Consider the following 25,014-nt stretch of genomic DNA (forward strand, 5'->3'; position numbering starts at 1 on the left):
GCCGGGCCGGACGGGACGCTCCACCGGGCGGACGCGCGTGGCCCCGGACGACGAGCGGCCGGGGCGAGCCCGCGACCGCCCCTTTTCCCCGAGGCCGTCGTCAGCCCGCCGACTCGCCCGCGTGAGGACTCAGCACACCCGCGCTGATCAGCACGAACAGGACGATGCCGAGAATGATCCGGTAGATGACGAACGGCATGAAGCTCTTGGTGGTGATGAACTTCATGAACCACGCGATCACGGCGTAACCGACGACGAACGCCACCACCGTCGCGAAGATCGTCGGCCCCCAGGACACGTGCCCCTCGTTCGCGTCCTTGAGCTCGTACGCGCCCGAGGCGAGCACGGCGGGGATCGCGAGCAGGAAGGAGTAGCGCGCGGCCGCCTCGCGGGTGTAGCCCATCAGCAGGCCGCCGCTGATCGTCGCGCCCGACCGGGAGACGCCGGGGACCAGCGCCATCGCCTGGCAGAAGCCGAAGATCAGGCCGTCCCGGACCCCCAGGTCCCGCAGCGTCTTGCGCTCCTTGACCACGCGGTGCCGGCCGCCCGCCTCGTCGCGCGCGGCCAGCCGGTCGGCGATGCCCAGCACGATGCCCATGACGATCAGCGTCGTCGCGATCAGCCGCAGGTCGCGGAAGGGTCCCTCGATCTGGTCCTTGAGCGTGATGCCCAGCACCCCGATCGGGATCGAGCCCACGATGACCAGCCAGCCCATCTGGGCGTCGTGGTCCCCGCGCATCGAGCGGTCCTTCAACGAGCGGAACCAGGCCGACAGAATCCGCGCGATGTCCTTGCGGAAGTAGATGAGCACCGCCGCCTCCGTGCCGATCTGGGAGATCGCGGTGAACGCCGCCCCCGGATCGTGCCAGCCGGCGAACGCGGCCGTCAGCCGCAGATGGGCGCTGGAGGAGATCGGCAGGAACTCGGTCAGTCCCTGAACGAGTCCCAGGACGAATGATTCGAACCAGCTCATGGGGCTTTGGCCATCCCGAAAGGTGATCGTGCGTCAGCCGCGGACCCGTGGGTCCGCCGGCGGCGTGCGTGCGGTCAGGGACATCGGAAGGAGGGGCCGCGCCCCGAGATCCGCTGTCGGTCGCGGGCAGCGTATCGCCTGGAAGTGAACGCCCGGCAGTCCGCCCCCCGGCGCCGCCCGCTCAGGCGGCCGACGCGTCGCGGCCCAGCCGGTGGCGCTTGCGCCAGGCGACCAGCGCGCCGCCGAGGGCGGAGACCACGATGAAGCCCGCGGCCGCCAGGAACACCGGCGAGGTCGGCGACGCGGCCTGGCTGCCCGCGATCACGTACGCCGCCGTGTTGGGGATCGAACCGAGCCCGGTGGCCAGGAGGAAGGGCGGACAGCCCATGCGGGAGGTCGCCGCGCAGTAGTTGGCCGCGGCGAAGGGCACGCCGGGGAAGAGCCGCAGCGCCAGCACGGACCGGAAGCCGTGCCGGCTCAGCACCCCGTCCGCGGCGGTGAGCAGCCGGCCGCGCAGCAGCGTGCGCAGCGCGTCCTGGCCCAGCACCCGCCCCAGCATGAACGAGACGCCCGCGCCCAGCACCGTGCCCGCCAGCGCCGCCGCCAGACCCGCCTGGGCCCCGAACAGCGCGCCCGCGGCGATGTTGAGCAGCGGGCGCGGTACGAACGCCACCGTCAGCGCCCCGTACGCGAGCCCGAAGAGCGCCGCCGCCGCGCCGCCCGTCAGATGGGGCGGCCATCCCGACGCCAGCAGGCGCTGCGGTTCGAACAAGAGCATCGTCGACGCGGCCCCCAGCAGGACCGCCACGAGCAGCGAGAACCGGGACCACGGCGAGAGGAGCGCCCGAGAACAGCGCAGGGCCGGACCGCCGGTGGGCCGGGCCGCGGGGGCGGGGTCGAACATGCGGGGAGCGTAACCGAATCGGCGGGGGAGCGCCGTGACGCGCGTCGCGCACCCCGTCCCCGCGCCCGGCGCGAGGACGGCGCGGGGAGAAAAACCGCTCGACGCGGAGGGCCGCGGCGGGACAGGATCACCGGCATGTTCCGGTACGCCTTCCTCGCAGCGCACTCCGCGGTCGCGGACGCGCCGAAGGCTGCCGTGAACGCCGTCCTCCCCGCGGAAGCCGGCTGCGCGGCCGCCCCGGCGGCGGCCCTCGCCGCGCCCGCGGCGCTCCTCGGCGGCGCCCGAAGCTGACCCTCCCCCGACAGTCCGGCGGACCCCGCAGGGGGAGGGTCGGCAGGGCCCTGGGGTCTTCTCCCTCAGCTTCGATCCCCGAAGGAACGAGCCATGTCCAAGACGGCCTACGTCCGTACCAAGCCGCACCTCAACATCGGCACCATGGGCCACGTCGACCACGGCAAGACCACCCTCACCGCCGCCATCACCAAGGTGCTCAGCGAGCGCGGCGGAAGCGGCACCTCCTACGTGGCGTTCGACCGGATCGACCGGACCCCCGAGGAGGCCCGGCGCGGCATCACCATCGACCTCGCGCACGTCGAGTACGAGACCGACACCCGCCACTACGCGCACGTCGACATGCCCGGCCACGCCGACTACGTCAAGAACATGGTCACCGGAGCGGCGCAGCTCGACGGGGCGATCCTCGTCGTCTCCGCGCTCGACGGGATCATGCCGCAGACCGCGGAGCACGTCCTGCTCGCCCGTCAGGTCGGCGTCGACCACATCGTCGTCGCCCTCAACAAGGCCGACGCGGGCGACCCGGAGCTGACCGACCTGGTCGAGCTGGAGGTCCGCGACCTGCTGTCCTCGCACGGCTACGGCGGCGACACCCTGCCCGTGGTCCGCGTCTCCGGGCTCAGGGCGCTGGAGGGCGACCCGCGCTGGACGGCCGCGATCGAGGGGTTGCTGGACGCCGTCGACACGTACGTGCCGACGCCGGTGCGCTACACCGACGCGCCGTTCCTGCTGTCCGTCGAGAACGTCCTGACCATCACGGGCCGGGGCACCGTCGCCACCGGCGCGGTGGAGCGCGGCACGGTCCGCGTCGGCGACCGGGTCGCGGTGCTGGGCGCGGACGTCGAGACCGTCGTCACCGGCCTGGAGACCTTCGGCAAGCCGATGGAGTCCGCCGAGGCCGGGGACAACGTGGCGCTGCTGCTGCGCGGGGTGGAGCGCGACCGGGTCCGCCGCGGCCACGTGGTGGCGGCCCCCGGCAGCATCGCGCCCAGCCGCCGGTTCACCGCGCGGGTGTACGTGCTGTCCGCGAAGGAGGGCGGCCGGACCACCCCGGTCGCCACCGGCTACCGGCCTCAGTTCTACATCCGCACGGCGGACGTCGTCGGGGACGTCGACCTCGGCGGGGCGGCCGTCGCGCGCCCCGGCGAGACGGTCGAGATGACCGTGGAGCTGGGCCGCGACGTCCCGCTGGAGGCCGGACTCGGCTTCGCGATCCGCGAGGGCGGCCGCACCGTCGGCGCGGGCACCGTCACCGCCCTGCTCTGACGGGCCCCTCCCGCCGCCCGCCGCCCCCGGCCTCGGGGGCGGCGGGCGGCACCGGCGACAATGGAGGGGTGAACGAGCCGATACCCGTCATCCGCGACGTCGACGGCGGCGCCGCCCGGCTGCTGCCCGACGTGGACCGCGACCGGGCCTGGCTGCTCACGGTCGACGGCGCGCCCCAGTCCTACGTCGACCTCGACGACCCGCGCCACCTGGAGTTCGAGTACGTACGGCGGCTCGCCCACGTGCTGGACGGCGCGGCCGCGCCCGGCGCGCCGCTGGACGTCCTGCACCTGGGCGGCGGGGCGCTCACCCTGCCGCGCTACGTGGCCGCGACCCGGCCCGGTTCCCGCCAGGACGTCGTGGAGGCCGACCGGGGCCTGCTGCGGCTGGTCCACGAACACCTGCCGCTGCCCGAGGGCGGCGGCATCACCGTGCACGCGGCCGACGCCCGGAGCCGGCTGGAGGAGACGGGCCCCGCCTCCGCCGACGTCCTCGTGGCGGACGTCTTCGGCGGCTCCCGCGTGCCCGCCCACCTCACCTCGGTGGAGTACGCGCGCGCCGCCGGGCGGGTGCTGCGCACCGGCGGCATCTACGCCGCCAACCTCGCGGACGGTGCGCCGTTCGCCTTCCTCCGCTCCCAACTGGCCACCTTCGCGGCGGTCTTCGCCGAGGTCGCGCTGATCGGGGAGCCGTCGGTGCTGCGCGGCCGGCGCTTCGGCAACGTGGTGCTGCTCGCCTCGCACACCGCGATCGACCCGGCGCCCCTCACCCGCCGCTGCGCCGCCGACGCCTTCCCCGCCCGCGTCACCCACGGCGAGGCGCTGACCCGCTTCGTCGGCCGGGCCCGCCCGGTGCGGGACGCCGACGCCGTCGCCTCGCCCGAGCCGCCCGCCGGGGCCTTCAGCGTCGGCTGAGCCCCTGCGGGCGGCGGGGCGGACCTCAGCCGGTGGGCTGCCCCGCGAGCCGGACCGTGCTCAGAATCTGCTGGATCGTCGTCTCCGGCAGCTCGTCCTTCACGCCCGCGTTGGCGTAGAGCACCCAGGTCGAGAACTCGTTCTTGCCGTTCTTGAAGCTGAAGGCGATCGACTTCCCGTCCGTGTCGCACTTCTCCTTCTTGCTCAGCCCCAGGGCGGTGGCCTGCACGACGCTGCCGGAGAGGCCCGACTTCGTGGTGTAGGGCTTGGGTTGGCCGATCTTGACCTTCTCCTTGGGGTCCTTCTGGGCGTAGCCGGCCCACACCCAGTTGGCGGCCTCGCTCTTCGCGGCCTCGTCGGCGCTCCTCGCGCCGCGCGCGCCCTTGGTCCCGACGCCGGCGAGCCCGGTGCTCTCCTCGCTGCCGTCCCCGTCGGTGTCGTCGACGCACCACTTGCTCTTGTAGTAGGCCGGTGCGGAGAACCCGGCGGCCGGCGGGCCCGTGGGGTCCTTGGCGTCCTGGAAGCCGGAGATCATGCCCGAACTCGCCACCTCCCAGTCGCCGGGGACGTCGAACTGGGTGCCCCACTTGGGGTTGGTGACGACCTTCCAGCCCGGAATGAGCGGCTTCGGGTCACTGTCGGCGCCCCGCGGGTTCTCCGCCGGCGGCGCGGAGCCGGCGGCCCCTCCGCCGGGCTGCGCGCTGGGCGAGGCCGACTTCTTGCCGCCGGCGACGGCCCTGCCGCCGTCGTCGTCCTTCTGCAGCACGATGAAGCCGGTGACGGCGGCGGTCACGACGACCGCGGTCGCCGCGACGATCGCGACGACGGCCGTCTTCTTCTTGTCGTCGCCGGACCCCGGACCGCCGGGCGGGCCCGTGACCGCGTACTGCGGCACGGTCGCCTGCTGGTAGGGATGGGGCTGCGGGTACCCCGGCTGCGTGCCGGGCTGACCCTGCGGATATCCGTAGCCCGGCCCCGTGGGCGGGGTCTGCGGCGGATATCCCGGTTGCTGGTAGGGATTCGGCTGCTGGTACCCCGGCTGCTGGTACGGATTCTGGTCCTGCGGGTTCTGCTCGCCCCCGGGCGGCTGCTGTCCTGGCCACATGGCCAGTAACCATAGAGGGGCTGAGCGCCCGCTGCTACGGCCGCCCCGGTTCCGCCGGCGTCGCGGGGATGGCCAAAGGGGACTACCGGTGAGTAACCTTCGGTCCATGAGCGCTGACCAGATGTCCGTCGGAGAAATGCTCCTCGCGACGGTCCCGATGACCCGGACCCTCAAACTCGACTTCCTGGAGACGACCGCGGAGCGCGCGGTCGTCTCCCTCCCCGACCAGGCGGACTACCACAACCACGTCGGCGGCCCGCACGCCGGCGCGATGTTCACGCTCGCCGAGTCCGCCAGCGGCGCCATCGTCCTCGCCGCCTTCGGCGACCAACTGCACCGCGCCGTGCCGCTCGCCGTGAAGGCCGAGATCGGTTACAAGAAGCTCGCCAAGGGCGACGTCACCGCCACCGCGACCCTCGGCCGCCCCGTCGCCGACGTCGTCGCCGAGCTGGACGCGGGCGGCCGCCCCGAGTTCTCCGTCGCCGTCGAGATCACCCGCGCGGACGGCGCGGTCACCGGCGAGATGACCGTCGTGTGGACCCTGCGCCCCAACAGCTGACACCGGGGGAGCGGCCCCGGACCACGGGCCCCCGCCACCCCGCGTGGACGGGCCCGCGGTCCGGGGCCGCTCCCGTACGGCCTCAGCCCGCGTGCGCCGCGCGGTGGGCCCTGGCCAGCTCCACGTAACCGGCCGCGTTGAAGCGGATGCCCTCCGCCTCCTCCGCCGTCAGCGGCCGCTTGACCCGGGCGGGCACCCCCGCGACGAGCGACCCCGGCGGGACCCGCATCCCCTGCGGCACCAGGGCCTGCGCCGCGACCAGCGAACCCGCGCCGATGTGCGCGCCGTTGAGCACCGTCGCGCCCATCCCCACCAGCACGTCGTCCTCGATCACACAGCCGTGCAGCACCGCGTTGTGGCCGACCGAGACCCGCGCGCCCACCGTGAGCGGGAAGCCGGGGTCGGTGTGCACACTGCAGTTGTCCTGGATATTGCTGTCCGGGCCGATCGCTATCGGGCCGCAGTCCGCGCGCAGCACGGCCTGGTACCAGACGCTGGAGCCGGGCGCGAGCGCCACCTCGCCGATCACCACGGACGTGGGGGCCACGAACGCGTCCACGTCGATGTCCGGCTCCTTGCCGCCCATGCCCGTGATCAACGCCTGCTCCGCCATCGCCTGCTCCTTCGCGCCGGTGTGGTGCTCCGTGGGCCTGTCCACTGCGTCGGGCCGATCCACACGGTAGGCGACGGCCGCCCGCGCCCGGCGAGGGGTGGGGTGAACATCACAGGTCACCGCGCGGGCCGCCGCCCACCGCGCCGACTACCGTGAGCGCGTGCCGAAGAACCGCAACACGTTCTCCTTCTCCTCCCTCGCCGGCCTCCCGCGCCGAGCCGCCTCCCGCGCGGTCCACCGGGGCTGGGCGTGGATGCGGGAGGCGGGCGCGGTCACCGCCGAGCACCCCGGCCCGCTGCGGTTCGGCGCGATCGGCGCGGGCACCCGGCTCGCCTTCCCGCAGGGGACGGTGTTCGGGGAACCCTGGATCGAACTGGGCGCGCACTGCGTCATCGGCGAGCAGGTCACGCTGACGGCCGGGATGATGCCCGACCTCGACCTGGGCCCCCGCCCCATCCTCACGCTCGGCGACGGGGTGGTGCTGGGGCGCGGCAGCCACGTCATCGCGGACACGACCGTCTCGATCGGCTCGGACACGTACTGCGGCCCGTACGTCTACATCACCTCGACCAACCACAGCTACGACGACCCGGACGTGCCCGTGGGCAAGCAGTGGCCCCGGACCGAGCCCGTCGCGATCGGCCCCGGCTGCTGGATCGGCACCGGCGCGGTGGTCCTGCCCGGAGCCCGCCTCGGCCGGAACGTGGTCGTCGCGGCGGGGTCGGTGGTACGGGGGGAGGTCGCCGACCACGCGGTGGTCGCCGGGGCCCCGGCCCGCGTCGTACGCGCCTGGGACCCGGAGAAGGGCTGGCAGCCGCCCCTGCGCACGCCCGCGCCCGTGCCCATCCCGGAAGGCGTCACGCCCGAGCAGCTCCTGGCGCTCGACGGCCTGGAGGAGACCCCGGACGGGCCCGAGAGCACGCTCCGCCTGCCCTGACGCCGACGGCGTCCCGCCGTTCCGCTCGCTGAGACGTCGGGCCGCCGGGGCTGCGGCCGCTGCTAGCGTGATCGCCATGCGCGCACCCATCGGGACCTTCCAGGACGCCGCTCCCGCCGGGGAACGGCTCGACCTGCTCCCGCCCCCCGTCGCGGCGGCCGTGGCCGAGGGCTGGGGCGGGTTCACCGCCGACCAGCTCGTCCACGTCGACACCGACCCGGCCGTCGCCGACACCGCGGTCTTCGCCGAGCACCACGGCCGGGAACTGCTGGACGCCTCGGCCAACTGCGTCGTCGTGGCGGGCAAGCGCGGTCAGGAGGTCACGTACGCCGCCTGCGTGGTCCTCTCCCGCGCCAGGGTCGACGTCAACGGGGCGGTGCGCAGGCGCCTCGCTGCGCGCAAGGCGTCCTTCGCGCCGATGGAGACGGCGGTCGGGGCGAGCGGCATGGAGTACGGCGGGATCACCCCGATCGGCCTGCCCGCCGGCTGGCCCCTGCTGCTGGACCCCGCCGTCGTGGACCTGGACTGGGTGCTGATCGGCAGCGGCCGCCGGCGGGGCAAGCTCATCGTCCCCGGCAAGGCGCTCGCCGCGCTGCCGGGCGCGGACCTCGTCGCCGGGCTCGGGGTCTGAGGGAGGCCCGGCCCGCCGCTCAGACGCCGCCGCGCAGCTTCGGGATCTCGATCGCCGGGCACCGGTCCATCACCATGTCCAGCCCCGCCGCCCGCGTCCGCTCGTACGCGGCCCGGTCCACCACCCCGAGCTGGAACCACACCGCCTTCGCGCCCGCCGCCACCGCCTCGTCGGCGACCGGGCCCGCCAGCCCGCTGTTGACGAACACGTCCACCACGTCGACGGGGAAGGGGATCTCGGCGAGCGAGGCGTACCCCCGCTCCCCGTGCACGGTCTCCGCCCTCGGGTGCACCGGCACCACCCGCTTCCCGTATTGCTGAAGGACCCGCGCCACCCCGAAGGCCGCTCGGGACGGGTTGCCGGACAGGCCGACCACCGCCCAGGTGTCGCCCGTGTCCTGAAGAATCCGCCGGATCGTCTCCGCTTCTGCGTCCATGCCCGGACAACGGACGGCCCCCGCCCGCCATTCCCGCCCGCGCGCACCCGCATAGGGTGGACGGATGCAGGAGCAGTACCGCACCGTCGCCCGCGCGGGTGTGCACGAGAGCGAGATCAACCGATCGCGCTTCCTGTGCTCCCTCGCCCCCGCCGCCACCGAGCAGGAGGCGCGGGACTTCGTCGCCCGCGTCCGCGAGGAACACCCGACCGCCACCCACAACTGCTTCGCGTACGTGATCGGCGCCGACGCCTCCGTGCAGAAGGCCAGTGACGACGGCGAGCCCGGCGGCACCGCGGGCGTCCCGATGCTCCAGATGCTCCTGCGGCGCGAGGTGCGCTACGCCGCGGCGGTCGTCACCCGCTACTACGGCGGGGTCAAGCTCGGGGCGGGCGGGCTGATCCGGGCGTACGGGGGAGTGGTCGGCGAAGCGCTCGACGCGCTCGGCACCCTCACCCGGCAGCGCTTCCGCCTCGCCACCGTCCACGTCGACCACCACCGGGCGGGCAGGTTGGAGAACGACCTGCGGGCCACCGGGCGGGACGTCCGCGCGGTGCGGTACGGGGAGCGGGTCGCCATCGAGATCGGCCTGCCGGACGCCGACGTCGAGGCGTTCACCGCCTGGCTCGCCTCCGCGACGGCCGGCTCCGCCGCCCTGGAGCTGGGCGGCGAGGCGTACGGCGACGCCTGAGCACCCAGGCCCGGCACGTGCCGCGCGGACGATGAGGGCAATCCCACGCGCAGGACATGCATGATCGATGCGGTCCCGGCGGCCCGACGGCGATAGCGTGGGCGGCGCCGCCGGCGGATCACGGGCAGCCGGGGCGTGACCCACGGGGTGGAGGACGACGATGCGGGCCGCAACCGGTGGAGTGATGGCGTGAGGATCCTGCACACCTCGGACTGGCACCTGGGCCGGTCCTTCCACCGCGTCCCCCTGCTCGACGCGCAGGCCGCCTACCTGGACCACCTGGTGGCGACGGTCGGGGAGCGGGAGGTCGACGCGGTCCTCGTCGCCGGCGACGTCTACGACCGGGCCGTCCCGCCGCTCGGGGCCGTCGAGCTGTTCGACCGCGCGCTGCACCGGCTCGCCGCCGCCGGCGTCCCCACCGTCATGATCTCCGGCAACCACGACTCGGCCCGCCGGCTCGGCGTCGGCGCGGGGCTCCTGCAACGGGCCGGCATCCACCTGCGGACCGACCCCGCGGGCTGCGCCACCCCCGTCGTGCTCGCCGACGCCCACGGGGACGTCGCCTTCTACGGGCTGCCCTACCTGGAGCCCGCCCTGGTCAGGGAGGGCCTGCGGGCCTCCGGAGCCGGCCACGAGGCGGTCCTCACCGCCGCCATGCACCGGGTCCGCGCCGACCTCGCCACCCGCCCGCCGGGCACCCGCTCCGTCGTCCTCGCCCACGCCTTCGTCGCGGGCGGGCTGCCCAGCGACAGCGAGCGCGACATCACCGTCGGCGGGGTCGCCGCCGTCCCGGCCGGGGTCTTCGACGGCGTCGACTACGTGGCGCTGGGCCATCTCCACGGCTGCCAGCGGGTCACCGAGCGCGTCCGCTACTCCGGCTCCCCGCTCGCCTACTCCTTCTCCGAGGCCGACCACCGCAAGACCATGTGGCTCGTCGACCTCGACGGCGGCGGCCGCATCACCGCCGAGGAGCGGATCGACTGCCCCGTCCCACGCCCCCTCGCCCGGCTCCGGGGGCGCCTCGACGCCCTCCTGGCGGACCCGGCCCTGGTCCGCCACGAGCACGCCTGGGTGGAGGCCACCCTGACCGACCCGGTCCGCCCCGCCGAACCCATGGCCCGCCTCGCCGGCCGCTTCCCGCACACCCTCAGCCTCGTCTTCGACCCCGAGCGCCCCCCGGAGGACCCGCTGGCCTCCTACGCCCAGCGGCTCCGGGGCCGCGACGACCACCAGATCGCGGAGGACTTCGTCGCCCACGTCCGCGGCGGCAGCGGCCCCAGCGACCTCGAACGCACCGTCCTGCGCTCCGCGTTCGACGACGTACGGGTCGACGAGAGCGTGCGCGAGGTGTCCCGGTGAGACTGCACCGCCTCACGCTCACCGCCTTCGGCCCGTTCGGCGCCACCCAGGAAGTCGACTTCGACGCCCTCTCCTCCGGCGGGCTCTTCCTCCTCCACGGACCCACCGGCGCCGGGAAGACCTCGGTCCTGGACGCCGTCTGCTACGCCCTGTACGGGGCCGTCCCCGGCGCCCGGCAGAGCCCCGGCGCGTCCCTGCGCAGCGACCACGCCCCGGCCGGGCTGCCGACCGAGGTCCAGTTGGAGCTGACCGTCGGCGGCCGCCGCCTGGAGGTCACCCGCAACCCCGCCCAGCCCCGCCCCAAGAAGCGCGGCGACGGCTTCACCCTGGAGAAGGCCCAGAGCCGGCTGCGCGTCCACGACCCCGAGCACGGCTGGCGGGCCCTGAGCAAGTCCCACCAGGAGATCGGCGAGGAGCTGACCCAGCTCATCGGCATGAGCCGCGACCAGTTCTGCCAGGTCGTGCTGTTGCCGCAGGGCGACTTCGCCCGCTTCCTGCGCGCCGACGCGGAGGCCCGCGGCAAGCTGCTCGGCCGCCTCTTCGACACCCGCCGCTTCGCCGCCGTCGAGGAGCGGCTCGCCGAACTGCGGCGCGAGGCCGAGGCACGGGTGAAGTCCGGCGACGAGGCGATCCTCGCCCTCACCCAGCGCCTCGTCCAGGCGGCCGGGCCCGCCGGGGCCGAAACCGCGCCGCCGACCGCCCGGCCCGGCGAACCCGGACTCGCCGAAGCGGCCCTGCGGTGGGCCGCCGTCGCCCGCAGCACGGCCCGCGAACGGCTCGCCGTCGCCGGATGCGCCCTCGCCGGAGCCGAGGAGCGGCAGGCCGCCGCCCGCCGGGCGCTGGACGCCGAACGCGAACTGGCCCGCCTCCAGGAGCGGTACGAGGAGACCCGGCGGCGCTCCGCGGCGCTGGAGGAGCGCCGCCCCGAACACGACCGCTGCCAGGAGCGGTTGGAGCGCTCCCGCAAGGCGGAACGGGTCGCGCCCGCCCTGGACCTGCGCGAGGAGGCCGAGCGCGCGCACCGCACGGCGAGCGGCGCACTCGACCGGGTCCGGGCCCAACTGCCCCCCGATCTCGCCGAGGCGAGCGCCGACCGGCTCACCGAGCTGGAGCGCCGGTACCGGCAGGAGTTGGGCGGCCTGGAGTCGGCGCGCCGCGCCGAGCAGCGCAGCGCCCGGATCGACGAGGAACGCGAGCGGCTGGAGCAGGAGTCCCGCTCCGACGACGCGGTCGTCCGCGACGCGCACGGCTGGCTGGCCGGCTGGGACGCCGTCCACGCGCGGCTCCGGCAGGACATCGCGACCGCGCAGGAGGCCGCCACCCGCGCCGAGCAGCTCGCCGGCCGCCTCGCCCCGGCCCGCCGCCGACTGGAGGCGGCCCGCCGCCGCGACGCGCTGGCCGACCGGGCGGAGGCGGCCCGGCGCACGCTGGACGAGGCCCGCGCCCGCGCCCTCGACGCCCACGAGACCTGGCTCGGGCTGCGGGAGCGGCGACTGCGGGACATCGCGGCGGAGCTGGCCGCGGGGCTCGTCGACGGCGAGCCCTGCACCGTCTGCGGGTCCGCCGAGCACCCGGCCCCCGCCGCGGCGGGCGACGGCCACGTGGACCGCGCCACGGAGGAGGCCGCCCTCGCCGCCCACCGGCGTGCCGAGGAGGCACGCGCCTGCGCCGAACAGGCCCTCGGGCTCGTCCTCGAGCGCCACGCGGCGGCGCACGCCGAGGCCCGCGACGGCATACCGGACGGGGAGGCGGCGGACCCGGCCGCCGGACCGAGCGTCGCCGAACTCCAGATCGCCGTCGACCGGTTGGCCCAGGAGCACGCCGAGGCGCACCGCCTCGCCGCCGGGACGCACGCCGCCCACGAAGCCCTCGCCGCGGCCGAGCGCGAACACCGCGAGCGCCTCGAACTCCGGCAGGAGGCCGAGCGCCGCGCCGCCGCCCGCACCTCCCGGAGGGAGGCGCTCGACCGCGAACAGGCCGAGCTGGAGGGCGCACTGGCCGCGTTCCGGGGGGAGTCCGACTCCGTCGCCGCGTACGCGGAACGGCTCTCCCGCCGCATCGCGCTGCTGGACACCGCCGCCGACGCCGTGCGCGCCGAGCAGGAGGCCGCCCAGCGCCGCAAGGAGGCCGACGGCCGGCTGTCGGACGCGGCGTTCCGGGCCGGCTTCGACACCCCGCAGGCCGCCGCGGCGGCCCTCCTCGACGCCTCGGCCCACCGCGAACTCCAGCACCGCGTCGACGTCTGGCAGGCCGAGGCCGCGGCGGTCGCCGACCGCCGCGCCGAGCAGGACGCCCGCGACGCCGCCGAGCGCCCTCCCGCCCGGCCGGCCGCCGCGCAGAGCGCGTACGAGGAGTCGGAACGGCGCCTGCGGGCCGCCGCCTCCGGGCTCGCCGCCGCCCGCGAACGCTGCGCCGAGCTGTCCCGCCTCTCCGGGCGGACCGCCGATGAGGTGCGGCGGCTGGGCCCGGTGCGCCAGGAGTACGAGCGCGTCGCCCGGCTCGCGGGCCTGGCGGCCGGCACCTCCGCCGACAACGAGCGCCGGATGCGCCTGGAGGCGTACGTCCTGGCCGCCCGGCTCGAACAGGTGGCGGCCGCGGCGACCGTGCGGCTCCAGCGGATGTCCTCGGGCCGCTACACGCTCGTCCACTCCGACGCCCGCACCGGCGGGCGCAGAGCCGGACTCGGGCTGCACGTGGTCGACGCCTGGACCGGGAGCGAGCGGGACACCGCGACCCTGTCGGGCGGGGAGACGTTCTTCGCCTCGCTGGCCCTGGCGCTGGGCCTCGCCGACGTCGTCACCGAGGAGGCGGGCGGCGTGCGCCTGGACACCCTTTTCATCGACGAGGGGTTCGGCAGCCTCGACGACCAGACCCTGGACGACGTGCTCGACGTGCTGGACTCCCTGCGGGAGCAGGACCGCAGCGTCGGCATCGTCAGCCACGTGCCGGACCTGCGCCGCCGCATCCCGGTCCGCCTCGAAGTGGTCAAGGAGCGGCAGGGCTCCTCGGTGCGCCACCGCCTGTGACCCGCCCGGCCGCCGGACGCCCCGCCGCTTCGGCGGGCGATCGCCCACCGCCCTGGTCCCCGAGCGGACGGCGCCACCGCTGGACCCGGCCGCCCCGGTGGTCGCGTGCTGCCGGGGGCCTGGCCGAACGGCTCGGCCCGCGCCGCCCGGCCCCCGCCCCACTGGGCCACCAGGTCGGGGAGATGGTCAGCGAGCGCGGGCGCGGGGCGTGAAGACGTGCCGACGAGGCCGGGGAGGGCCGTTCACCGCGCGCCACCGGCCCGCTCACCGCTCCGGCAGCCGTCCGCGACCGCCGGCACGGCGGCTCGGGAGCGGGTCAGCGGGGCGCGGCCGCGGCCAGCGCGGCGAACAGGGCCCCGGTCCGCGCCCCGGCGGGCGCCCCGCTGACCTGGCCGTCGCCGACCTCCACCACCCGCCACGCCCCGTCCTCGCGCAGCGCCAGGTCGGTGGTGACCCAGCGCTCTCCCAGGCGGCCCACCGCCTCCCGTACGGGGCCGAGTTCGGGGACGGGTGTGCGGTCCGGGGTGTCGGGGTGGGCGGTGACGAGGACCGCCTCCCCGTCCACCCACCACACCCGCGCCTCGCCGCCCGCGGCGAACGGCTCGAAGGCCCGCAGCACCAGGCCCCCGGCGAGGCAGGGGCCCTGCGACTCCACGAACCGGCCGACCACGGCGGCCAGATGCTCGCGGTCCGCCAGGTCCGGCACGTAACAGGCCTCGTGCCACTCGTGCTTGCGGGACTTCACGAAGTCCTTCACGATGCCCGGCCCCGCCCCCAGCGGCGCCGCGAGCGCGGCCAGCTCGCCGGGGCCGGGCGGGCCCGCCCCCGGAGCCGCGGCGCGCCAGACACTGCGCGGCGTGAGCGCGGCGAACGCCTCGTACCAGCCGGGGAGTTCATGGGCGCGGCGGTATCCGGCGGCGCGGGTGAGCAGGGCGCAGCCCCGTACGGCGAGCGCCGCCTCCAACTCGGCGTACCGGGCGGAGGGGATCATCCACCCCCGGTACCAGTACGGTCCCGAGCCCCGTTCCACCCGTGCGACCGCCCCGGCCGCGTCGCCGGCGAGCAGCGCGTCATGGTCGAGCAGCGCGACCCGTCCGCCCGCCGTCCGCGCGGCCGCGACCTCGCCGGCGAAGTGCGGATCGGGCCGGGCCGGGCGCAACGGATCGGCGCAGAACAGGAATCCGTTCCGCTCGCTCATGGCACGCTGCCTCACTTCCTCGGGCGGGACGCGGGGCGCCGGCGTCCCAGGGGGCGGTATCAGAGCCGGGACAACTCGTCCACCAGGTCGTCCAGGCCCAGCGACCCCTGGGAGAGCGCCGCCATGTGCCAGGCCTTCAGGTCGAACGCGTCGCCGTGCGCCGCGCGCGCCTTCTCCCGGCCGAGCAGCCAGGCGCGCTCGCCCAGCTTGTAGCCGATGGCCTGCCCCGGCATGGACAGGTAGCGGGTGATCTCGCTCTCCACGAAGTCGGCGGGCCTGCCGCTGTGGGAGCCGAAGAACTCCTGCGCCAGGGCGGGCGTCCACCGCTCGCCCGGATGGAAGGGGGAGTCCGCGGGGATCTCCAGCTCCAGGTGCATACCGATGTCCACGATCACCCGGCAGGCCCGCATCATCTGGGCGTCGAGATAGCCGAGCCGCCGCTCGGCGTCGGGCAGGAAGCCCAACTCGTCCATCAACCGCTCCGCGTACAGCGCCCATCCCTCGGCGTTGGCGCTGACCTGGCCGATCGAGGCCTGGTAGCGCGAGAGGCTGTCGGCGACGTGCGTCCACTGCGCGATCTGCAGATGGTGGCCGGGAACGCCCTCGTGGTACCAGGTGGAGACCAGGTCGTACACCGGGAAGCGCGTCTCGCCCATGGTGGGCAGCCAGGTGCGCCCCGGACGCGAGAAGTCCTCGGAGGGGCCGGTGTAGTAGGGGGCGGCGGCCCCGCCGGGCGGAGCGATGCGGGACTCCACCTTCCGCACCCGCTCGGCGAGGTCGAAGTGCGTGCCGTCCAGGGCCTCGATCGCCTCGTCCATCAGGCTCTGGAGCCAGTCGCGGACCTCGTCCACGCCCTCGATGTGCCGGCCGTGCACGTCGAGGTGGGCGAGCGCCTCCCAGGGGCCCGCGCCCGGCAGGATCTTCTCGGCCTCCACGCGCATCTCGGCGAGCAGCCGGTGGTATTCGGACCAGCCGTACGCGTACGCCTCGTCGAGGTCCAGGTCGGCGCCGTTGTACTGCCGCGACCAACGGGCGTAGCGCTCCCGGCCGACGGTGTCCGGGGCCCCCTCGATCGCCGGGGCGTACACATCGCGCACCCAGTCCCGCAGCGAGAGCACCGAGGCCGTCGCGAGCCGGGCGGCCTCCTCCAGCTCCGCCCGCAACGAGTCGGGCGCGCCGGCGACGAACTCCGTGAAGAACGCCGGGGTGCCGCTCTCGCCGCCCCGCTCCGCCAACTGCTCGATGAACGTGGCGGTCGCGCGGGGTCCGCCGTACAGCTTGCGCTCCAGGCCGAGCGCGAGCGAGGCGCGGTACCCCTCGTACGCGGCGGGCACGGCGCGCAGCCGGTCGGCGACCGCTGCCCACTCCTCCTCGGTGCCGGTCGGCGTGATCGTGAAGACCTCGATGACGCTGTGGGCGGGCGACTGGATGTTGGAGACGGTCCGCAGCCCCTCCTCGGCCTCGACGACGGCGAGTTCGGCCGTCAGGCGCTCCCGCAGCAGGCGTCCGCAGCGCCGTTCGGCATCGCTGTCCGCACCGGGGCGCCCCTCGGCGGCGTCCAGCTCGCGCAGCGTCGCGCGGATGAGGTCGGCGGTCGCGGCCTGGCCGGCCGGGGAGAAGTCGGGCAGTCGGCGCGAACTTTCGGGCACGCCCAGGTAGGTGCCCGTGATGGGGTCGAGTTCGATGAGTGCGTCGACGTAGGCGTCGGCGACCTGACGGGGGAGCGCGCTGCTCGCAGTGTCTGACATGCGGACATCCTCGTACGGCGGCGCACCTCCCGTCACCCCCGAAAATCTTCGACGGGCGCGGGCCGATCGCCCCCGGGGCCCCGCCGCGTCACCTCCCGGCGGGCGGCAGCAGCGGACCGCAGTCCCACTGCTGGAAGACCAGGCGCGTCTCCACGCGCGCCACCTCGCGGCGCGAGGTGAACTCGTCCAGGACCAGGCGCTGGAGATCGGCCGTGTCGGCCACCGCCACCTGCACGAGGTAGTCGTCGGGGCCGGTGAGGTGGAACAGCGCGCGGGACTCCGGCAGGGCCCTGACCCGCTCGACGAACGGTCCGATCAGCTCCCGGCGGTGCGGCCTGACCTGCACCAGGAGCAGCGCCTGGAGCCCCCGGCCGAGCTTCGCCGCGTCCAGCCGCAGTTGGTCGCCGAGGATCACCCCGCAGCGGCGCAGCCGGGCCACCCGGTCCAGGCACGTCGAAGCAGCCACCCCCACCTCGGCGGCGAGCTGACGGTACGTGGTCCGTGCGTCGTTCTGCAGCAGCCGCAGAATGTGCAGATCCACCGGGTCCAGTGCGACGGAATCAGCCATCTGCCGAACGTAGCACGGGTGTTCGCCACTATGAGGCGGCCACTGTTCAGAGTGGCCGCATGGACGACGATGTCTCGATGACGCCCCCTGCCGCCACCCCGCCCAGGGCGCTCGCCACCGAAGCCGTGCACGCCGGACGCGACGACCTCGCCCCCCTCGGCCTGCACGCCCCGCCGATCGACCTGTCCACCACCTACCCCTGTGCCGACTCGCGCGGCGAGGCCGAACGGATCGACGCCTTCGCCGCCACCGGCGCCCGCCCCGACGGACCGCCCGTCTACGCCCGGCTCGACAACCCGACCACCGCCCGGTTCGAGACGGCGCTCGCCCGTCTGGAGGGGACCGAGAGCGCGGTCGCCTTCGCCAGCGGCATGGCGGCGCTCACCGCGGTGCTGCTCGCCCGCGCGAGCGCGGGGCCGCGCCACGTCGTCGCGGTGCGCCCGCTCTACGGCTGCAGCGACCACCTGCTCGGCGCCGGGCTGCTGGGCACCGAGGTGACCTGGACCGATCCGGCGGGCATCGCCGACGCGATCCGCCCGGACACCGGGCTCGTGATGGTGGAGACGCCGGCCAACCCGACGCTGGCCGAGATCGACGTCCGGGCCGTCGCCCACTCCTGCGGTTCCGTGCCGCTGCTGGTCGACAACACCTTCGCCACCCCCGTCCTCCAGCGCCCCGTCGAACACGGCGCGCGGATCGTCCTGCACAGCGCCACCAAGTACCTGGGCGGACACGGCGACGTCATGGGCGGAGTGGTGGCCTGCGACGAGGAGTTCGCCGCCCGGCTGCGCCAGGTGCGGTTCGCCACCGGCGGCGTGCTGCACCCCCTCGCCGGCTACCTGCTGCTGCGCGGCCTGTCCACGCTTCCCGTACGTGTCCGGGCCGCCTCGGCGACCGCGTCCGACCTCGCCCGCAGGCTCTCCGCCGACCCGCGGATCGCCCGCGTGCACTACCCGCGGATCGGCGGCGCGATGATCGCCTTCGAGGTGTACGGGGACCCGCACCGGGTGATCTCGGCGGTGCGGCTGATCACGCCCGCGGTCAGCCTGGGCAGCGTGGACTCGCTGATCCAGCACCCGGCCTCCATCAGCCACCGCATCGTGGACGAGGGAGACCGGCGGGCGTCCGGCGTGGGCGACCGGCTGCTGCGGATGTCGGTCGGGCTGGAGGACGTCGAGGACCTGTGGGCGGACCTGTGCCAGGCGCTCAGCGGCGGGCCCGTTCCCCCGGCGCGGCGGGGCGGGCGGACCGCTTCGCCGTCGCCCCGCCCTCCGGCGCGCTCCACCCCGGTCCGTCCGTGAGGTGTGCCCGTGCCGGCTGCTCGCTCGCGGGCTGCGCCACCGGCCGCTCGGTCACCGGCCGTTCTGCCGTCAGGCGGGCGGTGATGACCAGCGTCCCCTCCTCTATCTGGTAGTCGAGGGGCAGGTTCAGCGCGCGCATCGCGGCCACCATGCCGGTGTTGCGGGACTGGGTCACGGCGTACACGCTGTCGCAGCCCGCCTCACCGGCCAGAGCCACCAGGCGCCGCAGCAGTTCGGAGCCGATGCCCCGACGCTGCCAGTCGTCCTCGACGAGGAGCGCGACCTCCGTCTCGTCGCCGTCCCACAGCAGGTGGCCGAGGGCCACCAGGTCGCCGGAGGCCGTCTGCGCGGCCAGGGTGCGGCCGAAGCGGGGGCTCAGCAGATGGTCGAGGTAGCGGTCCGCGTCCCCCACGGGACCGTGGTAGCGCAGGCCCAGGGTCCGCTGCGAGCACCGGTCGTGCAGGGCGCGGGCGGCGGCGGCGTCCCGCCGGTCGGCGCGGCGCACGGTGATCTCGCCGCCCTCGGGCAGCGACAGCACGTCCGTGCCGCGCGGCACCCGAGGTCCGAGGCGCGCGTCCAGCTCGACCAGGGCGCGCGCCCGCGCGAACTCCGTCGGCGTGAACGGCAGGTAGGGGCGTTCCACGGAGATGACCCCGCCGGACGGGTCGCGCAGCCGCATCACCGTCTCCTCCAGCACCCCTTCGACCGGGGCGCTCTCCCCGGTGGGGCGCCCGGTCACGGAGACGGCGGGCGTCGAGTGGATGGTGCACCGGCCGAGCAGTTGGCGCAGCGCGAGGGGCAGTTCGGCAGCGTCGAGCGCCGTCCGTGTGGCCAGGGACAGCATCCGGGTCGGGACGTCGACCAGGTCATGGGCGTCCGCCCGCTCGATCCAGGGGGAGCCGCCGCCCGCGGCCGCGATCTCACGGGTGAGTTCGCCCGCCTGGAGCGTGGCCGGCGACCGCAGCAGGAACTCGTCGACGGTCCCCCGAGCGAGCGGGTGGGTCTGCAGCGTGAGGATGTCGACCCGGAGCCGGGCGAGGGCCAGGCACAGTTCGGCCAGGCTCCCCGGCGCGTCGCGCACCGTCGTCCGCATCCGCCAGAGCACGGTCTCCTCCGCGGCCCCGTCCGCCGCCGGATCCGTCCCCGCGCGATCGGGCGGGTGCGCGTGGCTGTGCCGCCGGGCCCACCAGGTGTGGAACATCGCCGCGGCCCCGAGCGCCACGGCCGAGGCCATGAGCAGATGGGGACCGTCCGCTCCCCTTCCCAGCAGGTGGGCGACCGCGTCGGCCACGGCCACCGCGGTGCACAGGGCGGCCGACTCGATCAGTCCCCGCCGCCAGTGGTACGGGCGGCGGGCGCTCTTCGCGGATATCACATCAGTCATATCCTCACTGTGAACGACGGGTGTTGCCTGACCACGAACGCCCTGTGACCGATGGGTTAATCGGGGCGCTGGTCGCTCCTCGCCGCGTCCCGGCCGTACGAACCGCGGCTCCGACCGGGCGGCGGGGCCGTTGCGGCGGAGCCCCGCGCGCACGACGCCGGGCGCTCGACCACCGGGGGCCCGCGGGACCACGCGCCCCGTCCGACCGTGCGTACGGCCGACGCGTGCCGGCCGGGTCCGGACCGAGCCCCGACCGCTCGGCCGCTCCGACGAGGACCCCGATCGGCGGCCCCCGGACGGGAGGCACGGCCACCGGCCCCCGCGCCCGCCGCGCCGCCGCGCGGCTCGGCTCCCGACCGACGGGCCACCGCGGGGCTCAGCTCCCGACGGGCCCCGCACGGCGACCGTCAGGAGCCCGGTCGGCCGCGCGGGGCCCGTCCCGCGCTCACTGCCCGACGCGACCCGGCCGGAGCACCTTGCTGAACAGCACCGACCCGCCCTCCGCCCGCAGCCGGACGGTCAGATCGGCGCTGCCGCCGTCGATCTCGACCTCGCCGAAATACTGCGGGGACTCCATCGGCGACACGTTCGCCCGGTCCGGGGCCCGGACGAAGACCCGGTCGGGGCCGAAGGTGCCGTCCAGCGCGTTGGCCGGGAAACCGCCCGCCGCCAGCGGGCCCGAGACGAACTCCCAGAACGGGGCGAAGTCCTTGAACGCCGCCCGCTCCGGCGCGTAGTGCTGGGCCGAGGTGTAGTGCACGTCCGCCGTCAGCCAGACCGTGCCGGTGACCTTGCGGTGCTTGATGAACCGCAGCAGCTCGGCGACCTGGAGCTCCCGTCCGAGCGGAGCCCCCGGATCGCCCTGCGCCACCGCTTCGAAGTTCGTCGCCCCGTCGGGCACCACCAGGCCGAGCGGCATGTCGGCCGCGATGACCTTCCACACCGCCCGCGACGCGGCGAGCGAGCGCTTGAGCCAGCGCAGTTGCTCGGCGCCGAGGATGCCGGTCGTGTCGTCCGCCTGCCGGTTGGGGGAGTTGGCGTTGCGGTACGAGCGCATGTCGAGGACGAACACGTCCAGCAGCGGCCCGTGGTGGACGACGCGGTACATCCGGGACCGCCGCGCGGAGCCGTACGAGGGCGAGAGCGGGACGTACTCGTGGAAGGCCCGCGCGGAGCGCGCCGCGAGGATGTCGACGTTCTTCTCGGTGTACCGGGCGTCGTCGAGGATCTGCCCCGGATACCAGTTGTTGCGCACCTCGTGGTCGTCCCACTGCACGATGGAGGGCACCTGCGCGTTGAAGCGGCGGAAGTTCGCGTCGAGCAGGTTGTAGCGGAAGTTGCCCCGGTATTCCGCCAGCGTCTCGGCGACCTTCGCCTTCTCGTCGGTCATGATGTTGCGCCAGATCCGGCCGTCCGGCAGCGTCACGCTCGGCTGGAGCGGCCCGTCCGCGTAGATGCTGTCACCGCTGCACAGGAAGAAGTCGGGGTCCAGCCGGCGCATCTCCTCGTACGCCCGGTAGCCGCCGATGTCCGGGTTGATGCCCCACCCCTGCCCCGCGATGTCGCCGGACCACAGGAAGCGCACTCCGTCGCGTCGCCGGGCCGGGGCGGTGCGGAAGGTGCCGTACACCGGTCTGCCGGTGCGCCGGGGGTCGGCCGGGTCGGCGAGCGTGACGCGGTAGTGCACCTGCTCGCCCGCGGGCAGGCCGTACAGCGGCGTCGTGCCGGTGAAGTCCGTGCCCGGCCCGACCAGCGGCCCGTGCCACCTGCGGACCCGCCGGAACGTCTCGGTCGCCGAGGTCTCCACCAGCATCCGGGCCGGCCGGTCCGACCGCACCCACACCAGCGCCGAGGAGGCCGTCACGCTCCCCACCTGGACGCCCCAGGAGGCCTCGGGCCGACCCGCCAGCGTCAGCGCGGGCGCCGCGGAGGCGGCGGCGGGCGACAGGGCGACCGCCGCCGGGGCGATCAGGGACCCGCGCAGGACCGCTCGGCGGCCGGGCGAGGGGATACGAGGGCGGTACGGCATCGATGCGTCTCCAGGGTGCGGTGGCAGTGCGCCGGTCCGGGACGGACGCGGCCCGCCCCGGCCGACGCCGGTCTCCGCCCATGCCTAGTGCCCGGCGGCGGCCACCACCCCAACCGCGGGTGAACGGCGCCCGTCGGACGGGGTCGGACCGGGCCCCCTCAGCGGCTGGTGTCCAGGATGACGCGCGCCACCAGCGCCGGATCGTCGTTCATCGGCACGTGGCCGCAGCCGGGCAGCCGCACCAGCCGGGCCTCGGGGATGACCCGCTTGGCGCGCACTCCCTGCCTGCGCAGCAGTATGCGGTCGCGGGCGCCCCAGGCGACGGTGACGGGGATGCCCTTGACGTCGTCGCCGAAGAGGGTGCTCCGGCCCGACTCCAGCGTCTGGTGGAATCCCGTCGCCCCGCGCAGCGCGAGGGTCTCGGCGACGGCGGCCTCCGGCGAACGCCGCGCGGGCCGGGCGTAGATGGTGCTCGTCAGAGCCGTGCGGCCGGCCGCGCTGCGCGAGAGCCGCTCGATCATCGCGACGGGCATCGCCAGCGCGCCGCGGCGCATCGCCCGCAGCGTCGTGAAGGCGTAGCGCCGCTCCGCCTCGTTCCAGAACCCGGCCGGGGCCAGCGCCGTGACCGAGCGGACGAGTTCGGTGCGCCCCAGCTCCAGGGCGAGCAGGCCGCCCAGGGAGTTGCCGGCCACGTGCGGGCGGTCCAGGCCGAGTTCCTCGCAGAAGGCCGCGAGGACCCCGGCGACGGTGGGGAGGTCGTACCGGGTCCCGTCCGGCAGCGGGGCCGAGGCGCCGAAGCCGGGCAGGTCCACGGCGATCACCTCCCGCTCGGCGGCGAGGATCCGCGTCACCGGGTGCCAGGCCTGGAGGTGGTGGCCGATGCCGTGGAGCAGCAGCAACGGTTCGCCGGAGCCGGACCGTTCGTAGACGACCGACACCGGCCGGGGGCCGTCGGCCGTGGGGGCGGTGAAGGAGACCGTGGTGGTCATGCTGCTCCCTGCGGTGGCTGGACGTCTCGGGTGAGTAGACAACTCGTCAACAACAATTACCGTCGAGTAGCTTGCAGTTCAAGGGGTCCGGCGATTCCCGCTGGACACCGACCGGCGTGTCGGCTGGGATGGACGGGTGACAGTCGACACCGCGACCGACCTCTTCGAGGAACACCGACCCGTGCTGACGGGCGTCGCCTACCGGATGCTCGGCCGCGTCGCCGACGCCGAGGACGTCGTGCAGGAAGCCTGGCTGAGGTGGTCGGCCGCGGAGCGCGAGGACGTCCGCGAACCGCGGGCCTTCCTGGTGCGGATCACCACCCGGCTGGCCATCGACCGGCTCCGCCAAGTGCAGTCGCGCCGGGAGTCCTACGTGGGCCCCTGGCTGCCCGAGCCGGTGGTCACGGACTACGGCCCCGCCCTGCCCGACACGGCGGAGCGCGCCGTCCTCGCCGACTCCGTCTCGATCGCCGTGCTGGTCGTCCTGGAATCGCTCTCGCCGCTGGAGCGCGCGGTGTTCGTGCTCCGGGAGGCCTTCGGCTTCCCCTACGCCGAGATCGCCACCGCCCTGGACCGCACCGAGGCGGCCGTCCGGCAGCTCGCCGGCCGCGCCCGGCGGCATGTGGAGGAACGCAAGCCCCGCTACGAGGTCGATCCCGTCGAGCGCCGCGACCTGACCGAACGGTTCCTGGCCGCCGCCTCCGGGGGCGGCATCGAGCAACTGCTCGCCCTGCTGGCCCCGGACGTCCGGCTCGTCAGCGACAGCGGCGGCAAGGCCAAGGCGCCGCGGCGGGTCATCGAGACGGCCGACAAGGTCGGCCGGTTCCTCTTCGCGGTCATGGGGGAGCTGGGCCCGGACGGAGAGATCCGCATCGTGGAGCTCAACGGGGGGCCCGCCGTCGTGTACTACGTGGACGGACGACCGGACGCCGCGTTCCAGGTCGAAGTCGTCGAAGGCGCCATTCAATGCGCCTATATCATTCGTAATCCGGACAAGCTCTCCGGGCTGCCCGCCGTCTGACCGGCGCGACCGGCCCTCGCTGCCGCGGTACGAACGTCGCCAGGGGCTCGTTCCGGGCCTGGTCAGAGCCCCGCCATCGATCGGATGGCGGGGCTCTGTGTCCTGCGGGCGTCACAGTGCCGCGAACGTTTCGTGAACGCACGGCTGAGAAGTTCCGTTTCGTTCCGTTACGGGATAAGTATTGGTCTTGACCAAGGGGGTGCGCCGTCCTAGGGTCTCACTTAAGGTAAGAACCTTTAATAAATAACGTCGCGGAAAAGCCGCTGGGCGATTGCGGAGGACAGGGTGGGGACCACGCAGCTGGAATCGGTGCAGGAGCCGAAGTACTGGCACCTCAGGACCGTGCTCAGTGAGGCACTCGACTCGGACTTCGCGGTGGGGGAGATCCTGCCCAACGAGCGTGACCTCGCGGCCCGGTTCGGTGTCGCACGAGCCACGCTCCGGCAGGCGCTGGAGCAGCTCGAACTCGAAGGCAGGCTGCAGCGCCGCCGCGGCGTCGGGACGACCGTCGCCCCGCCGCGCGTGGGCGTCGCCGTCTCCACGGCCCAGCACGAATGGGCGGGCGGCGTCAGCGGCGAGGCCTGGCAGCCGGTCGACTGCACGTTGGACAAGGCCCCCTCGGCGGTGGCCGACATGCTCGGGACGGGCCGGTCCGAGCATGTCCACGTGGTGCGCCGCATCCGCGACACCCACGGCCAGGCGGTCGCGGCCGAGCTGCTCTACATCCCGTCCTCCTCCGTCCCCGACCTGTCCGCCATCGACGCCCCGTCCGGCACGGTCCGCGCCCGGAGCGTGCTGCGCGAGCTGCACCGCCTGGGCCTGGAGGGGCAGGACCGCTCCGTCGAGCTCGGATCGGCGCGGGCGGACGACGCCAAGGAGCTCGACCGGCTCCCCGGCGCGCCCGTCCTGGTGGTCACCACCCGCTACTTCGCCGCGGGCACGACGGCGGCCGTCTCCGTCGCCACCTACCGGGCCGACACCTGCCGCCTCACCTTCGGGGACTCGGGCGCGCTGGAGATCAGCCACGACGAGGGGCGCGAACGCCAGGCGTCCTGACGCCGCCGGCCT

General features: G+C 74.9%; 23 protein-coding genes. 12 read left to right on the top strand and 11 right to left on the bottom strand.

What is annotated here, in order from left to right; translation table 11 throughout:
• Positions 1–100: 100 nt before the first annotated feature.
• Entirely contained in the window at positions 101–973 is an 873-nt protein-coding gene (locus ACZ6EJ_RS06780) for an undecaprenyl-diphosphate phosphatase (RefSeq protein WP_469265061.1), read from the bottom strand.
• A gap of 181 nt (positions 974–1,154) precedes the next feature.
• On the bottom strand, positions 1,155–1,877 hold the full coding sequence (locus ACZ6EJ_RS06785; RefSeq protein ID WP_469265062.1) for a TVP38/TMEM64 family protein: 723 nt from the start codon (positions 1,875–1,877) through the stop codon (positions 1,155–1,157).
• A 135-nt stretch (positions 1,878–2,012) separates the two neighbouring features.
• Here ACZ6EJ_RS06785 and ACZ6EJ_RS06790 point away from each other — a divergent pair, with 135 nt between their 5' ends.
• From ACZ6EJ_RS06790 to ACZ6EJ_RS06800, 3 genes are all read left to right on the top strand, one after another.
• Positions 2,013–2,168, top strand: a complete 156-nt coding sequence (locus tag ACZ6EJ_RS06790; RefSeq protein WP_469265063.1) for a hypothetical protein — start codon at positions 2,013–2,015, stop codon at positions 2,166–2,168.
• A gap of 93 nt (positions 2,169–2,261) precedes the next feature.
• Complete coding sequence (gene tuf / locus ACZ6EJ_RS06795) at positions 2,262–3,437, top strand: elongation factor Tu (protein WP_469265064.1); 1,176 nt, start codon at positions 2,262–2,264, stop codon at positions 3,435–3,437.
• Between the two features lie 68 nt (positions 3,438–3,505).
• Complete coding sequence (locus ACZ6EJ_RS06800; protein ID WP_469265065.1) at positions 3,506–4,351, top strand: spermidine synthase; 846 nt, start codon at positions 3,506–3,508, stop codon at positions 4,349–4,351.
• Positions 4,352–4,376: 25 nt separating this feature from the next.
• Here ACZ6EJ_RS06800 and ACZ6EJ_RS06805 read toward each other — a convergent pair whose 3' ends face one another.
• Positions 4,377–5,456, bottom strand: coding sequence for a DUF8017 domain-containing protein (locus ACZ6EJ_RS06805; RefSeq protein WP_469265066.1), 1,080 nt, complete (start codon positions 5,454–5,456; stop codon positions 4,377–4,379).
• A 121-nt stretch (positions 5,457–5,577) separates the two neighbouring features.
• Here ACZ6EJ_RS06805 and ACZ6EJ_RS06810 point away from each other — a divergent pair, with 121 nt between their 5' ends.
• Positions 5,578–6,015, top strand: a complete 438-nt coding sequence (locus tag ACZ6EJ_RS06810) for a YiiD C-terminal domain-containing protein (protein WP_469265135.1) — start codon at positions 5,578–5,580, stop codon at positions 6,013–6,015.
• Between the two features lie 82 nt (positions 6,016–6,097).
• On the opposite strand, the gene ACZ6EJ_RS06815 is transcribed toward ACZ6EJ_RS06810, so the two are convergent.
• Positions 6,098–6,628, bottom strand: a complete 531-nt coding sequence (locus tag ACZ6EJ_RS06815; RefSeq protein WP_469265136.1) for a gamma carbonic anhydrase family protein — start codon at positions 6,626–6,628, stop codon at positions 6,098–6,100.
• Positions 6,629–6,788: 160 nt separating this feature from the next.
• Here ACZ6EJ_RS06815 and ACZ6EJ_RS06820 point away from each other — a divergent pair, with 160 nt between their 5' ends.
• Both ACZ6EJ_RS06820 and ACZ6EJ_RS06825 read left to right on the top strand, forming a co-directional pair.
• Positions 6,789–7,565 carry an acyltransferase gene (locus tag ACZ6EJ_RS06820; RefSeq protein ID WP_469265067.1) on the top strand — a complete coding sequence of 259 codons (777 nt, stop codon included), beginning with the start codon at positions 6,789–6,791 and terminating at the stop codon, positions 7,563–7,565.
• 76 nt (positions 7,566–7,641) lie between these two features.
• The gene (locus ACZ6EJ_RS06825) at positions 7,642–8,196 is read left to right on the top strand and encodes a YbaK/EbsC family protein (RefSeq protein WP_469265068.1); all 555 of its coding nucleotides are present in this window, start codon (positions 7,642–7,644) and stop codon (positions 8,194–8,196) included.
• Between the two features lie 19 nt (positions 8,197–8,215).
• Here the strand turns inward: ACZ6EJ_RS06825 and ACZ6EJ_RS06830 are convergent, their stop codons facing one another.
• Positions 8,216–8,632 carry a CoA-binding protein gene (locus ACZ6EJ_RS06830; protein WP_469265069.1) on the bottom strand — a complete coding sequence of 139 codons (417 nt, stop codon included), beginning with the start codon at positions 8,630–8,632 and terminating at the stop codon, positions 8,216–8,218.
• A gap of 64 nt (positions 8,633–8,696) precedes the next feature.
• Between ACZ6EJ_RS06830 and ACZ6EJ_RS06835 the strand changes: the two genes are divergently transcribed.
• From ACZ6EJ_RS06835 to ACZ6EJ_RS06845, 3 genes are all read left to right on the top strand, one after another.
• A complete protein-coding gene (locus tag ACZ6EJ_RS06835; protein ID WP_469265070.1) occupies positions 8,697–9,323 on the top strand; it encodes a YigZ family protein in 627 nt (208 codons plus the stop codon).
• Between the two features lie 189 nt (positions 9,324–9,512).
• Complete coding sequence (locus ACZ6EJ_RS06840; RefSeq protein ID WP_469265071.1) at positions 9,513–10,682, top strand: exonuclease SbcCD subunit D; 1,170 nt, start codon at positions 9,513–9,515, stop codon at positions 10,680–10,682.
• The gene (locus ACZ6EJ_RS06845; RefSeq protein WP_469265072.1) at positions 10,679–13,708 is read left to right on the top strand and encodes an AAA family ATPase; all 3,030 of its coding nucleotides are present in this window, start codon (positions 10,679–10,681) and stop codon (positions 13,706–13,708) included. The genes ACZ6EJ_RS06840 and ACZ6EJ_RS06845 overlap by 4 nt, the downstream gene beginning before the upstream one ends.
• Positions 13,709–14,024: 316 nt before the next feature.
• Here ACZ6EJ_RS06845 and ACZ6EJ_RS06850 read toward each other — a convergent pair whose 3' ends face one another.
• The 3 genes from ACZ6EJ_RS06850 to ACZ6EJ_RS06860 form a co-directional block, all read right to left on the bottom strand.
• The gene (locus ACZ6EJ_RS06850; protein WP_469265073.1) at positions 14,025–14,906 is read right to left on the bottom strand and encodes an ATP-grasp domain-containing protein; all 882 of its coding nucleotides are present in this window, start codon (positions 14,904–14,906) and stop codon (positions 14,025–14,027) included.
• 59 nt (positions 14,907–14,965) lie between these two features.
• Complete coding sequence (locus ACZ6EJ_RS06855) at positions 14,966–16,654, bottom strand: DUF885 domain-containing protein (protein WP_469265074.1); 1,689 nt, start codon at positions 16,652–16,654, stop codon at positions 14,966–14,968.
• 88 nt (positions 16,655–16,742) lie between these two features.
• Positions 16,743–17,222 (bottom strand): Lrp/AsnC family transcriptional regulator, encoded by a 480-nt coding sequence (locus ACZ6EJ_RS06860; RefSeq protein ID WP_469265075.1) that lies wholly within the window; start codon positions 17,220–17,222, stop codon positions 16,743–16,745.
• 59 nt (positions 17,223–17,281) lie between these two features.
• On the opposite strand from ACZ6EJ_RS06860, the gene ACZ6EJ_RS06865 reads away from it, so the two are divergent.
• Complete coding sequence (locus tag ACZ6EJ_RS06865; protein ID WP_469265076.1) at positions 17,282–18,523, top strand: trans-sulfuration enzyme family protein; 1,242 nt, start codon at positions 17,282–17,284, stop codon at positions 18,521–18,523.
• Here ACZ6EJ_RS06865 and ACZ6EJ_RS06870 read toward each other — a convergent pair.
• From ACZ6EJ_RS06870 to ACZ6EJ_RS06880, 3 genes are all read right to left on the bottom strand, one after another.
• Complete coding sequence (locus tag ACZ6EJ_RS06870; protein WP_469265077.1) at positions 18,429–19,907, bottom strand: GNAT family N-acetyltransferase; 1,479 nt, start codon at positions 19,905–19,907, stop codon at positions 18,429–18,431. The two genes, ACZ6EJ_RS06865 and ACZ6EJ_RS06870, sit on opposite strands and share 95 nt — an antisense overlap.
• A gap of 445 nt (positions 19,908–20,352) precedes the next feature.
• A complete protein-coding gene (locus ACZ6EJ_RS06875; RefSeq protein ID WP_469265078.1) occupies positions 20,353–21,936 on the bottom strand; it encodes an alkaline phosphatase D family protein in 1,584 nt (527 codons plus the stop codon).
• Positions 21,937–22,094: 158 nt separating this feature from the next.
• A complete protein-coding gene (locus tag ACZ6EJ_RS06880) occupies positions 22,095–22,925 on the bottom strand; it encodes an alpha/beta fold hydrolase (RefSeq protein ID WP_469265079.1) in 831 nt (276 codons plus the stop codon).
• 136 nt (positions 22,926–23,061) lie between these two features.
• Here ACZ6EJ_RS06880 and ACZ6EJ_RS06885 point away from each other — a divergent pair, with 136 nt between their 5' ends.
• On the top strand, positions 23,062–23,946 hold the full coding sequence (locus ACZ6EJ_RS06885; RefSeq protein ID WP_469265080.1) for an RNA polymerase sigma-70 factor: 885 nt from the start codon (positions 23,062–23,064) through the stop codon (positions 23,944–23,946).
• A 285-nt stretch (positions 23,947–24,231) separates the two neighbouring features.
• Positions 24,232–25,002 carry a GntR family transcriptional regulator gene (locus tag ACZ6EJ_RS06890; RefSeq protein ID WP_469265081.1) on the top strand — a complete coding sequence of 257 codons (771 nt, stop codon included), beginning with the start codon at positions 24,232–24,234 and terminating at the stop codon, positions 25,000–25,002.
• Positions 25,003–25,014: the final 12 nt, after the last annotated feature.

The organism is Streptomyces sp. NPDC041970 (assembly GCF_055588985.1).

What these genes read in the sequence shown, in the direction of transcription:
- ACZ6EJ_RS06835 (WP_469265070.1), top strand. Translation starts at nt 8,697, where the DNA reads ATGCAGGAGCAGTACCGCACCGTCGCCCGCGCGGGTGTGCACGAGAGC.
- ACZ6EJ_RS06805 (WP_469265066.1), bottom strand. Translation starts at nt 5,456, where the DNA reads ATGTGGCCAGGACAGCAGCCGCCCGGGGGCGAGCAGAACCCGCAGGAC.
- ACZ6EJ_RS06825 (WP_469265068.1), top strand. Translation starts at nt 7,642, where the DNA reads ATGCGCGCACCCATCGGGACCTTCCAGGACGCCGCTCCCGCCGGGGAA.
- ACZ6EJ_RS06810 (WP_469265135.1), top strand. Translation starts at nt 5,578, where the DNA reads ATGTCCGTCGGAGAAATGCTCCTCGCGACGGTCCCGATGACCCGGACC.
- ACZ6EJ_RS06830 (WP_469265069.1), bottom strand. Translation starts at nt 8,632, where the DNA reads ATGGACGCAGAAGCGGAGACGATCCGGCGGATTCTTCAGGACACGGGC.
- ACZ6EJ_RS06880 (WP_469265079.1), bottom strand. Translation starts at nt 22,925, where the DNA reads ATGACCACCACGGTCTCCTTCACCGCCCCCACGGCCGACGGCCCCCGG.
- ACZ6EJ_RS06860 (WP_469265075.1), bottom strand. Translation starts at nt 17,222, where the DNA reads ATGGCTGATTCCGTCGCACTGGACCCGGTGGATCTGCACATTCTGCGG.
- ACZ6EJ_RS06870 (WP_469265077.1), bottom strand. Translation starts at nt 19,907, where the DNA reads ATGACTGATGTGATATCCGCGAAGAGCGCCCGCCGCCCGTACCACTGG.
- ACZ6EJ_RS06785 (WP_469265062.1), bottom strand. Translation starts at nt 1,877, where the DNA reads ATGTTCGACCCCGCCCCCGCGGCCCGGCCCACCGGCGGTCCGGCCCTG.
- tuf (WP_469265064.1), top strand. Translation starts at nt 2,262, where the DNA reads ATGTCCAAGACGGCCTACGTCCGTACCAAGCCGCACCTCAACATCGGC.
- ACZ6EJ_RS06855 (WP_469265074.1), bottom strand. Translation starts at nt 16,654, where the DNA reads ATGTCAGACACTGCGAGCAGCGCGCTCCCCCGTCAGGTCGCCGACGCC.
- ACZ6EJ_RS06815 (WP_469265136.1), bottom strand. Translation starts at nt 6,628, where the DNA reads ATGGCGGAGCAGGCGTTGATCACGGGCATGGGCGGCAAGGAGCCGGAC.
- ACZ6EJ_RS06875 (WP_469265078.1), bottom strand. Translation starts at nt 21,936, where the DNA reads ATGCCGTACCGCCCTCGTATCCCCTCGCCCGGCCGCCGAGCGGTCCTG.
- ACZ6EJ_RS06850 (WP_469265073.1), bottom strand. Translation starts at nt 14,906, where the DNA reads ATGAGCGAGCGGAACGGATTCCTGTTCTGCGCCGATCCGTTGCGCCCG.
- ACZ6EJ_RS06865 (WP_469265076.1), top strand. Translation starts at nt 17,282, where the DNA reads ATGGACGACGATGTCTCGATGACGCCCCCTGCCGCCACCCCGCCCAGG.
- ACZ6EJ_RS06790 (WP_469265063.1), top strand. Translation starts at nt 2,013, where the DNA reads ATGTTCCGGTACGCCTTCCTCGCAGCGCACTCCGCGGTCGCGGACGCG.
- ACZ6EJ_RS06780 (WP_469265061.1), bottom strand. Translation starts at nt 973, where the DNA reads ATGAGCTGGTTCGAATCATTCGTCCTGGGACTCGTTCAGGGACTGACC.